The following is a 12,971-nucleotide window of genomic DNA, read 5'->3' as shown; positions in this document are numbered from 1 at the left end:
TAGGTGGGTATGAATCCGCCGGGCACATGCATGCTGCGATTTTCCGACTGAATATTTATGGAGGTGAACCGCCGTGGCACTCTCGATTTCGGCGGTGGTGCTGCTGGCGATCGTCGTCTTCCTGCTGATCCGGAAATCCGGACTGAAGGCCGGACACGCGGTGGTCTGCATGTTGCTCGGTTTCTACATCGCCAGTTCATCCATCGCTCCCACCATCAGCGAGCTGACCACGAACGTGGCAGGGATGATCGGCGGGATCAAGTTCTAGCCAACTTCCGCTCTCATCCGGTCAACTTCACCATGTCCTGAAGTCGGGCATATCCGGCACTGTCCGCTGCTCGCCGCCCCTCGGCCACCGTCGTCGCCCACTGGCCGAGGGGTTTCGGGTGCCGGCTCGTAGGCTGTCCCCATGACCGATCTACCCGCCCGCCGTCTGCTGCTGGTGCACGCGCACCCGGACGACGAGTCGATCAACAATGGCGCCACCATGGCCACGTACGCGGCCGAGGGCGCCCTGGTCACGCTGGTGACCTGCACTCTTGGCGAGGAGGGAGAGGTCATCCCGCCCGAGCTCGCCCATCTGGCGGCCGACCGCGAGGACCGCCTCGGCGCCCATCGCATCGGCGAACTCGCCGCGGCCATGAGGGAACTGGGCGTCACCGACCACCGCTTCCTCGGCGGCCCCGGCAGATTCCGGGACTCCGGGATGATGGGCCTGGAGCAGAACGACCGCGAAGGCGCCTTCTGGCACACGCCCGTCGACGACGCCGCCGCGTACCTCGTCGAGGTGATCCGGGAGGTGCGTCCGCAGGTACTGGTGACGTACGACCCGAACGGCGGTTACGGCCACCCCGACCACATCCAGGCCCACCGGGTCGCCATGCGCGGCGCGGCCCTGGCCGCCGAGCCCGGCTTCCGGCCCGGCCTCGGCGCCCCGCACGCCATCGACAAGATCTACTGGAACCGCGTACCGCGCTCGGTCGCCGAAGGGGGTTTCGCCCGGCTGCGGGCGGCCGGGGCCGACTTCCCCGGTGTGGCCGCGATCGAGGACATTCCGGGAGTGATCGACGACGCGGAGATCACCGCCGCGATCGACGGCGCGCCGTACCGGGAGCGCAAGGCGGCGGCGATGCGCGCCCATGCCACCCAAATCGCCGTGGACGGGCCCTTCTTCGCACTCTCCAACGATCTGGGGCAGCCCATCTTCACGGCCGAGTACTACCAGTTGGCGCATGGCGCGTCCGGGGCGCCCGCCGGGGAACGTGAGAACGACCTCTTCGCGGGAGTCGTCCGGAGTGGTGGAGCGAACGGTGCGAACGGCGCGAACGAGACGAATGACGTGAACGAGGCGAGCGGCGTGAACGAAGCGAACCACGTGAACGAAGCGAACCTCGTGAACGGGGCGAACGAATGAGCGGGCAGGGGCAGTCCGGCGGGATGTTCGCGAGTCGCCCCAGACCCGGACGTATCGCCGCGTATGCCGCGCTCTTCGTCCTCGGTGCGCTCGTCGGCACGGCGGGCTCGCTCGTCCAGGGCGGCTGGGTCCCCGGCGGACTGCTGCTCGGCCTGCTCGCCACGGCCGGGCTCTTCTTCGGCGGGCTGTATCTCACCGGCACCCAACTGGGCGTGGGCGCACCCGCGGCCGGCTGGCTGATCGCGGCCATCTTCCTGAGTCTGGGCCGCCCGGAGGGCGACGCGGTCTTCGCCGCGGGCATCGGGCCGCTCGTCTTCCTCCTGGGCGGCATGTTGGTGGCTGTGATGTGTGCCACGATGACGCGGTTGCCGCAACCGGGCCCGAAGTCCGGCCGACTTGAGAAGTGACGCGCCCGGCTGCTGCTGAATTGACCACGTCCGTACGGTCGGCGGAGCATCGCTTCGCATGGTCGTCGGGTACCTGTCGGCCGAGGCCAGTATGGTGGTGCGCGCTCCGGGCCTTCCCCCCGCCTCCGGCATGGGGAACCTGAACAGTTTCGTACCAGTAAGAACGGGCGGCGGAGCCAACCGGGAGAACCTGCTTTGAGTCGTGAAACTGACAGTTCGTCCTCCGGGCCCCAGGGGCGCGGCGGAGCCGCGTACCCCTCGGGGACACCGCCGTACGGATCCCGCCAGTATCCGTCGCTGCACCCCCAGCAGGACGCTCCGGAGGAGACGGAAACCGCGGCCGTCCCGCAGCCGGACGAGCCCAGAACCGAAACCACGCTGACCACGCGCATCAGGATCAACATCCCGGGCTCGCGGCCGATCCCGCCTGTCGTGATGCGTACGCCCATGGGCGAGGACAGCACCGACGGCCGGGGTGTCCCGGTCGGCGAGCGCACGGCCGGGATCCCCAGGCCCGACGCGTCCCAGGACGCCGCCGACGCGGCACCGGCCGGACAGGCCGAGGCGGCGGAGGAGCCGCGGGCCGAGGACAGATCCACGAGCGACTGGTTCGCGCCACGCAAGTCGGCGACGTCGGGCACCGGTACGGCCGCGGGGATGAGCGCCGGTCTCGGCGCGGGCGCCGCGGCCTCGGGCGCCACCGCTCAGCGGCCGGCCGAGGGCGGCTCCCCGGAGTCGCCGTACTACCCGGGCGGTGGGCAGTCGCAGAACGGCGGCGGTCCGCGCAGCGCGCTCAGCGACCTCGCGTCCGGCGCCGGGCCCCAGAGCGGCGGTCCCCAGAGCGGCGGTCCCCAGGGATCCGGCTTCCAGGGCTCCGGCTCGAACGGCTTCGCGTCCGACGGCTCCGGTACGGACTTCACGTCGGGCGGTACCGGTACGGACTTCGCGTCCAGCGGTCCCACCACGCCTGCGCTCGGTATCCGGCCTCCCGGAGGCGGGCCCAGCGGTCCGACCAGCGGTCCTGTCACCGGCGGCGCGTCGCTCGGTACTCCGCCGTCGTCCCTGAGCACGCCGCCGTCGTCGCCCGGCATCCCGCCGGGGGCCGGCCACGTCGGTCCGCCGCGGATGTCCGACGACACCGCCGTACTGACACCGCAGCAGCCCGCGCCCGGGCCCGGATCCGGCGGCCATGTCTCCGGGGACACGCTCACCAGCGGGATCCCCGTGGTACCGCCGGAGCACCGCTCGCCCTTCCCCGGCTCGGGTCCGCAGGGCGGTCCGCCCCCCGGGCCCGACGGCCCCGGCCCGCTCGGCCAGGACCACGACTTCTCGGCCCCCGACTTCCCCGGTCCCGTCGGCTCCCCGCAGGGAGCACCGCCGGCGGGCACGGCCCCGGCCCCGGAGCGTACGGCCGCCCCGGCGGCCCCGCCCGCCAAGAAGAAGAAGGGCCGCTCCAAGCTCACGTCCCTCGCTGTCCTGGTCGTCGTGGCCGCGGGCGGCGTCTACGGCGCCGGCCTTCTGATGAACTACTCCGATGTGCCGAAGGGCACCACGGTCCTCGGCGTCGACATCGGCGGCGGCACCCGCGACGAGGCGGTCAACAAGCTGGAGGCCGCCCTCGGCGAGCGGGCCTCCGCGCCGCTGCGGCTCAGCATCGGCGGCAAGACCGAGGAACTCGCCCCGGACAAGGCCGGACTCAGCCTGGACACCCAGGCCACCGTCCGTGCCGCGGCCGGCAGCGACTACAACCCGGTGTCGGTGATCGGCTCGCTCTTCGGCGGCGCCCGGGTCGCCCAGCCGGTGATCCCCGTCGACGACGAGAAGCTGACCGCCGCGCTCACCGATCTGGCGGGCGTCTCGGGTTCGGCGAGCGAGGGAACGATCAAGTTTGAGCCGGGCAAAGCCGTCGCCGTACCCGGCAAGGCCGGCAAGGCGCTGGACGTCAACCACTCGATCATCTCGACCCGGGACGCCTACCGCGCCCAGGTCCAGACGGGCAAGATCAACAACGTGGAACTGCCCGTCGCCACCCGCGAGCCGACGGTCGGTCAGGCGGAGCTGGACCGGGCGATGAACGAGTTCGCCAAGCCCGCGATGTCCGACCTGGTCACCATCAAGGCGGGCGGCAAGCAGATCCAGTTCGGCCCGGCCAAGTCGCTGCCCAAGATCCTCTCCATGAAGGCCGTCGACGGAAAGCTCATCGAGGTCTACGACAGGGCCGCCATCGACCAGCTGCTGGAAGGCGTCTTCGACGGCATCACGATCACGAAGGGCGACGGCAAGCAGTACCCCGTCTCCTCCGCCGACGTGGCGCAGGCCATGCAGACGGCGCTGCGCGGCAAAACCCCTGCCGAGCGCACCCAGGAAATCAATCTGAACCCCAGCTGACGGCCCTCCCGTCCCCGGGGGATGACGCATCGCATCCCCCGGGACAGGCGGTGCGTACGGGTCGGGTGGTACGTACGGGACGGGCAGGACGTACGGGATCGGCGCGTGCCGTCAGTTCAGCATCGCCCGTGCCGCCCGCGCCTTGCGCCGGATCGCCTCCGCCGTCGACGGCTCCACCGCGTCCACCACCCGGGCGTACTCGTCCATCTCCGCCGCTCCCCGCCGGAACTCCCCGCGCTGTACGAGCAGTTGGGCGCGGTCGTACCGCAGTCTGGCCGGGTGCGAGGGCAGCAGCAGGGACAACTCGACCGCCCATAGCGACACATCGGTGCGCTCCGGGCGGGTCGCGGCCCACGCGCGGATGTTGTTCAGTACGCGCAGGACGACATCGAGCGGGTCGGCGGGTGCGAGCATGGCCGGTTCCAGTGCCTCGCCCGTCGTGCCGGTCACCAGCAACTCCGCGTCGGCGCCCGTCAGCAGCCGGCCGCCGCCGAAGGGATCGGCGAGGACTCGCTCCTCCGGGGCGCCGAAGCCGACCACGAAATGGCCGGGCAGGGCCACCCCGTACACCGGCGCCCCCGCGCGTCGCGCGACCTCGATCCAGACGACGGAGAGCAGGATGGGGAGCCCGCGCCTGCGCCGCAGCACCACGGGCAGCAGCGAGGCGTCCAGCCGCTGGTACTCCGCGGGGGAGCCCTCGAAACCGCACCGCTCGGCCAGCAGCTCCGCCAGCGCGACGGCCCAGGCGCGTGCGCCGAGGACGCCGAAGGGCAGCAGCCCGGCCAGCCGGTCCAGCTCGGCCTGGGCCGCGTCGATACCGGCCTCGCCCAGGGCGGGATCGGCTTCCGCGCCCACCAGCAGGCAGAGCGTGGCCAGGTCGGGACGGTCCGTGCGGGCCTCCTCGGCGAACCGCCGGCGGATGTCGTCGGTTTCCGGGGGTTCCGGTTCTGGGGGTTCCGGTCGCATATCGGCCTCGTACCCGCTCAGAACGATCGGAAGTGGTGGTAGCGGTGGTGGACGGTGAAGCCCATCGCGTCGTACAGCGCCCGCGCGCCGTCGTTGTCCGACTCGACCTGGAGCCAGGCGGCGGACGCGCCCTCCTCCAGGGCACGCCGGGCGAGCGCGGTCATCACGGCGGTGGCCAGGCCCTGGCGGCGGCGGGCGGGGTCGACCTCCACCGCCATGAACCCCGCCCAGCGTCCGTCCACCACACACCGGCCGATCGCCGCCGGTACACCGGGCTCCCCGTTCTCGCCGGGCTCTCCGTCGCCGCGGGGCTCCCCGGGCTCCCCGGATACGGTGGCGAACCACACCGAAGGCCCGCTGTTCAGTACGCGGAGCACATGTGGTCCGGGCACACCGGACCGCTGGTAACGCCGGAGCCATGTCTCGTCGACGCCACGGCTGAGCACGACCCGGGAGACCTCGGCGTCCCGGTCCCCGAGCGGCGCGAGCGCGGCGATCCGCACCTCCGCCGTCACCTCCGACCGCCAGCCGCGCCGCTCCAGCTCCGCGCACAGCCGCTCCTGGGTGCCCTCCGCGCCGGTCGCGGTCTGTACGTACGGGGGCAGTCCCCGCTCCCCGTACCAGCGCCGTACGCGCGTCAGCGCCTCGTCCAGCGCCACCCCGGGATCCCCCAGGGGCAGCACGGAATTGGCCCGCCGCGTGAAGCCGGAGGCCGCTCTGAGCCGCCACTCTCCCAGCGGCTCGCTCTCCACCGGCTGCCAGGACCGGGCGCAGACCCCGGCCAGCTCCTCGAAGGACGCCGAGGGCCCCCGCCGCCTGGCCGGTGCCGCGGGCACCACCTTGCCCGCGACCAGGGCGGCCTCGGGGACACGGACGCTCTCACCGGTGCGGCGTGTGATCAGCAGCACATCTCCGTCCCAGGATGTGAGAACGCCCACCGTGTCCGTGAACTTCTCGCCACCGGCCCCGCTGCCGGTCAACTGTCTGACTGATACACGTTTGCCCACGTCAGCCCGTGTCAGACGGACCTCAAGCCGTCCGCCCGCAGTGAATTCCACAGCTCTGTACGCCCCTCCTGTTCGGATCGCGCCCAAGAACGGAGATACTAGATGCGGGCATCGACGACGCCGCGCTCCCGCGCGCCTGTGGACGGAGCCGCAGATCGGCCCGCCGCGCCCTATCGAGGAGGAACGACAGCGTGACCTACGTCATCGCGCAGCCTTGTGTCGACGTCAAGGACAAGGCGTGCATCGAGGAGTGCCCGGTCGACTGCATCTACGAGGGCTCCCGGTCCTTGTACATCCACCCGGACGAATGCGTCGACTGCGGAGCCTGTGAGCCGGTCTGCCCGGTCGAGGCCATCTTCTACGAGGACGACACCCCGGAGGAGTGGAAGGACTACTACAAGGCGAACGTCGAGTTCTTCGACGAGCTCGGTTCGCCCGGTGGCGCTTCCAAGCTCGGTCTGATCGAGCGGGACCATCCCTTCATCGCCGCGCTGCCGCCCCAGAACGGCTGACAGCGCGCCCCCTGGTCCCGTACGGCCCGCCGCCGTACGGGACCGCGGTGTTTCCGCCCGCGAGTCCGCCCGGGGGAACGGGCACCGTACGAGAGCATCCGTACGAGAGAGCAATCCGTACGAGAAAGAGTGAGCACGTGTCCGCAGTCTCTTCGCGTCTGCCCGTCTTTCCCTGGGACAAGCTGGAGCCCTACAAGGCCACGGCCGCGGCCCACCCGGACGGGATCGTGGACCTGTCCGTCGGGACCCCCGTCGACCCCGTCCCCGCGCTGATCCAGCGAGCCCTGGTCGAGGCCGCCGACTCGCCCGGGTATCCGACGGTGTGGGGGACGGCCGCGCTGCGGGACGCGCTGACCGGATGGGTGGAGCGGCGGCTCGGGGCGCGCGGCGTGACGCACGCGCACGTGCTGCCGGTGGTCGGCTCCAAGGAACTGGTCGCCTGGCTGCCGACGCAGCTCGGCCTCGGCGCGGGCGACCGCGTCGCCTTCCCGCGGCTCGCGTACCCGACGTACGAGGTGGGCGCGCGGCTCTGCGGCGCCGAGCCCGTTCCGTACGACGACCCGACACACCTCGACCCCGCCGGGCTGAAGCTCCTCTGGCTCAACTCGCCGTCGAACCCGACCGGAGCCGTCCTGGCGCCGGACGAGCTGACCCGGATCGTCGCCTGGGCGCGCGAGCACGGCGTGCTGCTGTTCAGCGACGAGTGCTACCTGGAGCTGGGCTGGGAGGCCGAGCCCGTATCGGTGCTGCACCCGGACGTCTGCGGTGGTTCGTACGACGGGATCGTCGCCGTCCACTCGCTCTCCAAGCGCTCCAACCTGGCCGGCTACCGCGCGGCCTTCCTGGCGGGCGACGAGGCCGTTCTCGGCGAGCTGCTGAAGATCCGCAAGCACGGTGGGATGATGACCCCCGCGCCGGTACAGGCGGCGACGGTCGCGGCGCTCGGCGACGACACGCACGTACGGGAACAGCGGGAGCGGTACGCGGCCCGCCGCGCCGCGCTGCGCGCCGCGCTGGAGGCGCACGGCTTCCGTATCGACCACAGCGAGGCGAGCCTCTATCTGTGGTCGACGCGGGACGAGCCGTGCTGGGACACCGTGGCGCACCTCGCGGAGCTGGGCATTCTGGTCGCGCCCGGCGACTTCTACGGTCCGGCGGGGGAGCGGCACGTACGGGTGGCGCTGACGGCCACCGACGAGCGCGTCGAGGCGGCGGTCAAGCGGCTGGGCTGAAGCGCTGGGCCGAGGTGGCCCGTGGCCCGTGCCGCACGCGGATGACCTACGAGGGGGCCGGGAAGCGAGTGCTTCCCGGCCCCCTCGTGCGCGTCGTGACGCGCGTGCGCCCGCGGCGGCGTGTGTCAGCCGAGCGGCAGCGACACCGGGAGCTTGCCGGTCGGCAGGCCGCCACCGAGCGCGCCGGCCGGCGAGGCGCCCTCGGTGGCGGAGGCGGCGGACGTGGCGGTGTCGCCCAGGAGCTGCCCGGCGCTGCCCGCGGCGGTCCCGGCCGTCTTCTGCGCGGCGGGCGCCGCCGTCTTGCCGACCTGGCCGACGGCCTTGCCCGCGGCCGGGACGCCCTTCTTGACGGCCTTGCTGCCCGCGTCGCCCACCACACCGGTCGTCGTCCGGGCACCGTTGTCGACGGTGTCACCCAGGGCGGCGCCGTCCAGCGCGCTCACCGCACCCAGGTCGGTGGTCTGCGGGAGGGCGGCCGCGTTCGCCGCTCCGGCCGCACCGATCACCGGGGCCGCGCCCGCGGCGACGAGCAGGGCGGCACGGGCGATCCGACGGGTCAGGGAGAGGGACATGATGCTCCTTTGAAGGGAGAGAAACAGTGCTTGTCCGTCGATCGGACGTAGTGACAACCCCTCGAAGGGCGGCGGAGGTTGCGGCGGGCCAGGGTAAAGAGTTGGCAATCCGTCGCATTATCAGCTACGGATAAAAACGGACAAACGGTCCCGTGGTGACGGGTGTGGCGGCGCGCCTGCTGAACCGTTACTTCCCCTTGTTCCCAAGGGTTTTTCCAACGGAAGCGAGGTTGTCGGAGGTGCGCGGCACCCTCATCGGAAGAAATGCGATGAGGGACGGCGCGGACTCGCCCGTCCGGGTGACGCCGCCGTACTACTGCGCAGTGCGAATTCGAACTTCCGCCAGACCTGTATCCGCGCTTGTCCGCTCCGAGGCGCGGGCCCGCTGCCAGCCCTTGTTCGCCGTGCGCGTGTTCTTCGCGCTCCACACCCGGCCCGCGTAGCGCACCTCGTCGATCCGCAGGGCGGTGGACTGCGCCACGGCCCAGTGCGCCAGCTCCCAGCCGCGCAGCGACGAGGAGCCGTCGTTCGCCGAACCCCCGGTCGTGGCCGGTACCGGTACGGACACCTCCGCGGCCGTGCCCGAGGCTCCCGCCCGGCCCGCGGCGCCGGCGTCGGCGCCGGGCAGCACCTCGGCCCCGAAGTCCCGTACCAGCGCGGCCCGTACCTTCGCCGGGTCCCCGGGCTCGGTGCCGGTCGGCGCCGTACAGGTCAGCGTGGCGGCGGAGCGGCCGGTGAGGGCCGCGGCCAGCAGCGTGGCATCCGGCTCGTGCTTCGCGTACGCCTGCGGGAAGCCGCTGCGCTGGACGCGCTGGGCCGCCTCGGTCAGCGGCAGCCGCGAGTAGCCCGGGACCTTGACGAGATGGTCGTAGAACTCGCCCGCCGAGTAGACCGGGTCCTGGATCTGCGCCTCGGTGCCCCAGCCCGTCGAGGGGCGCTGCTGGAACAGACCGAGCGAGTCGCGGTCGCCGTGGTTCAGATTGCGCAGCGCCGACTCCTGGAGGGCGGTGGCCAGCGCGATCGTGACGGCGCGCTCGGGCAGACCCCGCGTGGTGCCCACCGCCGAGATCGTCGCGGCGTTCTCGGCCTGCTCCGGGGTCATCTCGTACGTGGGGCTGTCGCCGCCCGACGCGTCCGAGGCGCGCACGAGACAGCGCGGGGGGCCGCCGCCACCACTCACGTACTGGACCACCACGTACGCGGCCAGGGCCAGCAGCACGACGAGGGCGGCCCCGATACGGGGGCGACGGCCGCGACGGAGGGGAGAGGCGGTCTCGGACACGAGGCCACCGTACTGGAGAGGCCGATGACGGACCGCGCCGACGCCAGGGTCCCGGCCGTCGGCGCGGGGACGGTCCTTCCGGCGCTCCCGGGTAGGGTCGAAACCATGTCTGAGAACGTGCTCGACCTCACTCTCGACGGCCCGGCGCTCACCGCACGCCTGGTCGACTTCCCGTCGGTCAGCGGCGAGGAGAAGCCGCTCGCCGACGCGATCGAGGAGGCGCTGCGGGCGCTGCCGCATCTCACCGTCGACCGCTACGGCAACAACGTGGTGGCCAGGACGCGGCTGGGGCGCGGCGAGCGGATCGTCCTCGCGGGACATATCGACACCGTCCCGGTCGCCGGCAACGTACCCTCCCGGCTGGACGACGACGGAGTGCTGTGGGGATGCGGTACGAGCGACATGAAGTCGGGTGTCGCCGTCCAGCTGCGGATCGCGGCGACCGTCCCCGAGCCCAACCGCGACCTCACCTTCGTCTTCTACGACAACGAAGAGGTCGCCGCACACCTGAACGGTCTCGGGCATGTGGCCGAGGCCCATCCGGACTGGCTGGAGGGTGACTTCGCGGTCCTGCTGGAGCCCTCCGACGGCGAGGTGGAGGGCGGCTGCCAGGGCACGCTCCGGGTCTTCCTCCATACGACGGGCGAGCGGGCACACTCCGCGCGCGGCTGGATGGGGTCCAACGCCATTCACGCCGCCGCGCCGATCCTGGCCCGGCTCGCCGCGTACGAGCCGCGCCGGCCGGTCATCGACGGACTGGAGTACCGCGAGGGCCTCAACGCCGTACGGATCGAGGCGGGCGTCGCCAACAACGTCATCCCGGACGCGTGCACGGTCGTCGTGAACTACCGCTACGCACCCGACCGCGGCGAGGAGGAGGCACTCGCCCACGTCCACGAGGTCTTCGCGGACTGCGGGGTGACGGAGTTCACCGTGGACGACCACTCGGGGGCGGCCCTGCCGGGTCTCTCGCACCCCGCCGCCGCCGCGTTCATGGCCGCCGTCGGCGGCACGGCACGGCCCAAGTTCGGCTGGACGGATGTGTCGCGCTTCGGCGCGCTCGGGGTGCCCGCGGTCAATTACGGCCCCGGGAATCCGCTGCTCGCCCACAAGCGCGACGAGCGGGTGGCGGTCGAGCGGATCACCCACTGTGAGAACCGTCTCCGCGACTGGCTCACCGGCTGACGGGCACCGGGGCCGGGCGGGCACCCGGTCAGGGCGGCGCACCACCCGGTCCCGGCGGATCCCTCACGGAGTGAGGGCCTGATCGACTGCCGGAATTTCGTCGTTTGTCACGTGCGTGGACCTACCCTTGCCCAGAACACGCGCACAGCAGCGGAGGGAGCAGCTCATGGGCATGCCTGACGGAGAGCGGAAGCCGGAGGAACAGCGGCTCGGACCGGTGATCCGCCGCCGGGAGCAGGTGCAGGCGGGCACGACCGATCAGCGGCTGCTGGACACCGAGGGCGACTCGGAATGGGTGCACACCGATCCCTGGCGGGTGATGCGCATCCAGTCGGAGTTCGTCGAGGGCTTCGGCGCCCTCGCCGAACTGCCCAGTGCCATCAGCGTCTTCGGCTCCGCACGCACCCCGGCGGGCTCCGCCGAGTACGAGGCGGGCATCCGGATCGGCGGCGCGCTGGTCGACGCCGGATTCGCGGTGATCACCGGCGGCGGGCCCGGCGCCATGGAGGCGGCGAACAGGGGCGCCCGCGAGGCCCAGGGCGTCTCCGTCGGACTCGGCATCGAGCTGCCCTTCGAGCAGGGGCTCAACCCCCATGTCGACATCGGCGTCAACTTCCGCTACTTCTTCGTCCGCAAGACGATGTTCGTCAAGTACGCGCAGGGCTTCGTGGTCCTGCCGGGCGGTCTCGGCACGCTGGACGAACTGTTCGAGGCGCTCACGCTGGTCCAGACGCGCAAGGTCACCCGCTTCCCGATCGTCCTGTTCGGTACGGCGTACTGGGGCGGTCTCGTCGACTGGCTGCGGGACACCGTCGTGGCCCAGGGCAAGGCGTCCGAGAAGGATCTGCTGCTCTTCCACGTCACGGACGACGTGGACGAGGCGGTCGCGCTCGTCACGAAGGAGACGCGCAACTGACCTGGGGGACCGCCGACAGCTGCGACCGGAAAGCACTGACCATCTTTCCGGCGTGCAGCAGCCCGATCCGCGCCACCTCGCGCTCCAGACCGTCGAGGTCACGCAGCGTCAGTGCCCGGGTCCTGCCCAGGAAGTGCCGGGACTTGACCAGGCCCAGCCGGGACAGCACCGCGCCCCGCCGTTCGTCGATCGCCCGGAACTCCGCCAGCGCCCGCGCGTACATCCGCCGCGCGCTCGCGTACCGGGCCGCCCGGTAGAGGACATTGCCGCGCATCTTGTGGTTGTAGGCCAGGGCGCTCGCCAGATCCATACGGCGGCAGATCGCCTCCGCCTCGGACAGCAGCGTCAGGGCCCGTTCGGTGTGGCCCTGGGCGGAGAGGATGTCCGCGACACCGCGCAGGGACCAGGCACGGCCCCGGGCGTCGTCCGCGTCGGCGGCTATCCGTACCGACTCCTCGAACATCTCCAGGGCCGTGTCCAGCTCACCGGTGTTGCGGTGCATCTGCGCGATGCCGGACAGGGCCCAGACGATGTGCCGGGCCTCGCCGTGGGCCCTGGCCTCCGCGAGAAGCTCCTCGTGCAGACCGGCCACGGCCTCGTAGTCGCCCTGGATACGGCCGGTCTCGGCGAGGCCCGCCAGACAGTAGCCGCGCGCGATCCGGTCGCCGCTGCCGGCCGCGAGATCCGACGCGTGGGCCAGCAGCCGGCGCGCCAGCGGGAGCGTGCCGCACTGCCTGGCCAGGGTGCCGCCGCTCCACAGGGCCCACGCCATGGCGGCCGGTTCACCCGCCCGCCGCGCGCTGCGATAGCTCTCCCGCCAGGCCCCGCCCGCCTCCGTCACCCTGCCGAGCCGCCGGCTGGCCTCGGCCACGGCGAGCGAGGCGCGCGCCTCCTCCAGTGGGGTGGCGGCCGTACGCAGCAGCGCGCCCGCCGTGGCCAGTACCTCCTCGTACGAGGAATTCACCCCCAGCGCCGACTTCAACTCGCCCTGGTATTCGGGTGCGAACGCCTTGCCGTACATGTTCCCGCGGCCTCCTGATCATGTGCTGCCCTGATCACGAAGCTACGGCGGGGGGAGGGCGCGGCGAAT

The 12,971-nt window shown here is 72.0% G+C and carries 13 protein-coding genes; 8 read left to right on the top strand and 5 right to left on the bottom strand.

Annotated features, from left to right (window positions below):
- The first annotated feature begins 73 nt into the window (after positions 1 to 73).
- From CU044_RS22405 to CU044_RS22385, 4 genes are all read left to right on the top strand, one after another.
- Positions 74 to 268 carry a hypothetical protein gene (locus tag CU044_RS22405; protein WP_129770505.1) on the top strand — a complete coding sequence of 65 codons (195 nt, stop codon included), beginning with the start codon at positions 74 to 76 and terminating at the stop codon, positions 266 to 268.
- 141 nt (positions 269 to 409) lie between these two features.
- On the top strand, positions 410 to 1,414 hold the full coding sequence (gene mshB, locus CU044_RS22400) for an N-acetyl-1-D-myo-inositol-2-amino-2-deoxy-alpha-D-glucopyranoside deacetylase (protein WP_129770504.1): 1,005 nt from the start codon (positions 410 to 412) through the stop codon (positions 1,412 to 1,414).
- Positions 1,411 to 1,821, top strand: coding sequence for a DUF6113 family protein (locus CU044_RS22395; RefSeq protein WP_129770503.1), 411 nt, complete (start codon positions 1,411 to 1,413; stop codon positions 1,819 to 1,821). The genes mshB and CU044_RS22395 overlap by 4 nt, the downstream gene beginning before the upstream one ends.
- 195 nt (positions 1,822 to 2,016) lie before the next feature.
- Positions 2,017 to 4,209 carry a hypothetical protein gene (locus tag CU044_RS22385; protein ID WP_193564042.1) on the top strand — a complete coding sequence of 731 codons (2,193 nt, stop codon included), beginning with the start codon at positions 2,017 to 2,019 and terminating at the stop codon, positions 4,207 to 4,209.
- Between the two features lie 111 nt (positions 4,210 to 4,320).
- Here the strand turns inward: CU044_RS22385 and CU044_RS22380 are convergent, their stop codons facing one another.
- Positions 4,321 to 5,175, bottom strand: coding sequence for a transglutaminase-like domain-containing protein (locus CU044_RS22380; RefSeq protein ID WP_129770502.1), 855 nt, complete (start codon positions 5,173 to 5,175; stop codon positions 4,321 to 4,323).
- A gap of 17 nt (positions 5,176 to 5,192) precedes the next feature.
- Positions 5,193 to 6,233: a GNAT family N-acetyltransferase gene (locus CU044_RS22375; protein WP_129770501.1), complete on the bottom strand. Its 1,041-nt coding sequence runs from the start codon at positions 6,231 to 6,233 to the stop codon at positions 5,193 to 5,195.
- 140 nt (positions 6,234 to 6,373) lie between these two features.
- Here CU044_RS22375 and fdxA point away from each other — a divergent pair, with 140 nt between their 5' ends.
- A complete protein-coding gene (gene fdxA, locus CU044_RS22370) occupies positions 6,374 to 6,694 on the top strand; it encodes a ferredoxin (protein ID WP_003985062.1) in 321 nt (106 codons plus the stop codon).
- A gap of 137 nt (positions 6,695 to 6,831) precedes the next feature.
- The gene (locus tag CU044_RS22365; RefSeq protein ID WP_129770500.1) at positions 6,832 to 7,926 is read left to right on the top strand and encodes a bifunctional succinyldiaminopimelate transaminase/glutamate-prephenate aminotransferase; all 1,095 of its coding nucleotides are present in this window, start codon (positions 6,832 to 6,834) and stop codon (positions 7,924 to 7,926) included.
- 125 nt (positions 7,927 to 8,051) lie between these two features.
- Here CU044_RS22365 and CU044_RS22360 read toward each other — a convergent pair whose 3' ends face one another.
- The gene (locus tag CU044_RS22360) at positions 8,052 to 8,498 is read right to left on the bottom strand and encodes an ATP-binding protein (RefSeq protein ID WP_129770499.1); all 447 of its coding nucleotides are present in this window, start codon (positions 8,496 to 8,498) and stop codon (positions 8,052 to 8,054) included.
- Positions 8,499 to 8,811: 313 nt separating this feature from the next.
- On the bottom strand, positions 8,812 to 9,780 hold the full coding sequence (locus CU044_RS22355; protein ID WP_129770498.1) for a hypothetical protein: 969 nt from the start codon (positions 9,778 to 9,780) through the stop codon (positions 8,812 to 8,814).
- Between the two features lie 105 nt (positions 9,781 to 9,885).
- Here CU044_RS22355 and dapE point away from each other — a divergent pair, with 105 nt between their 5' ends.
- Together dapE and CU044_RS22345 are read left to right on the top strand one after the other, a co-directional pair.
- Complete coding sequence (gene dapE, locus CU044_RS22350; protein ID WP_129770497.1) at positions 9,886 to 10,965, top strand: succinyl-diaminopimelate desuccinylase; 1,080 nt, start codon at positions 9,886 to 9,888, stop codon at positions 10,963 to 10,965.
- Positions 10,966 to 11,131: 166 nt separating this feature from the next.
- Positions 11,132 to 11,881: a TIGR00730 family Rossman fold protein gene (locus tag CU044_RS22345; protein ID WP_129770496.1), complete on the top strand. Its 750-nt coding sequence runs from the start codon at positions 11,132 to 11,134 to the stop codon at positions 11,879 to 11,881.
- Here the strand turns inward: CU044_RS22345 and CU044_RS22340 are convergent.
- Positions 11,859 to 12,902 (bottom strand): tetratricopeptide repeat protein, encoded by a 1,044-nt coding sequence (locus CU044_RS22340; protein WP_129770495.1) that lies wholly within the window; start codon positions 12,900 to 12,902, stop codon positions 11,859 to 11,861. The two genes, CU044_RS22345 and CU044_RS22340, sit on opposite strands and share 23 nt — an antisense overlap.
- Positions 12,903 to 12,971: the final 69 nt, after the last annotated feature.

Source organism: Streptomyces sp. L-9-10, from assembly GCF_004151105.1.
Classification (GTDB): Bacteria; Actinomycetota; Actinomycetes; order Streptomycetales; family Streptomycetaceae; genus Streptomyces.
Note: the sequence above shows the minus strand (reverse complement) of the source record. Positions and strands in the feature narration are given on the sequence as shown.

Coding starts and splice junctions, on each gene's coding strand:
- mshB (WP_129770504.1), top strand. CDS start 410: ATGACCGATCTACCCGCCCGCCGTCTGCTGCTGGTGCACGCGCACCCG.
- CU044_RS22395 (WP_129770503.1), top strand. CDS start 1,411: ATGAGCGGGCAGGGGCAGTCCGGCGGGATGTTCGCGAGTCGCCCCAGA.
- CU044_RS22380 (WP_129770502.1), bottom strand. CDS start 5,175: ATGCGACCGGAACCCCCAGAACCGGAACCCCCGGAAACCGACGACATC.
- CU044_RS22360 (WP_129770499.1), bottom strand. CDS start 8,498: ATGTCCCTCTCCCTGACCCGTCGGATCGCCCGTGCCGCCCTGCTCGTC.
- dapE (WP_129770497.1), top strand. CDS start 9,886: ATGTCTGAGAACGTGCTCGACCTCACTCTCGACGGCCCGGCGCTCACC.
- CU044_RS22345 (WP_129770496.1), top strand. CDS start 11,132: ATGGGCATGCCTGACGGAGAGCGGAAGCCGGAGGAACAGCGGCTCGGA.
- CU044_RS22340 (WP_129770495.1), bottom strand. CDS start 12,902: ATGTACGGCAAGGCGTTCGCACCCGAATACCAGGGCGAGTTGAAGTCG.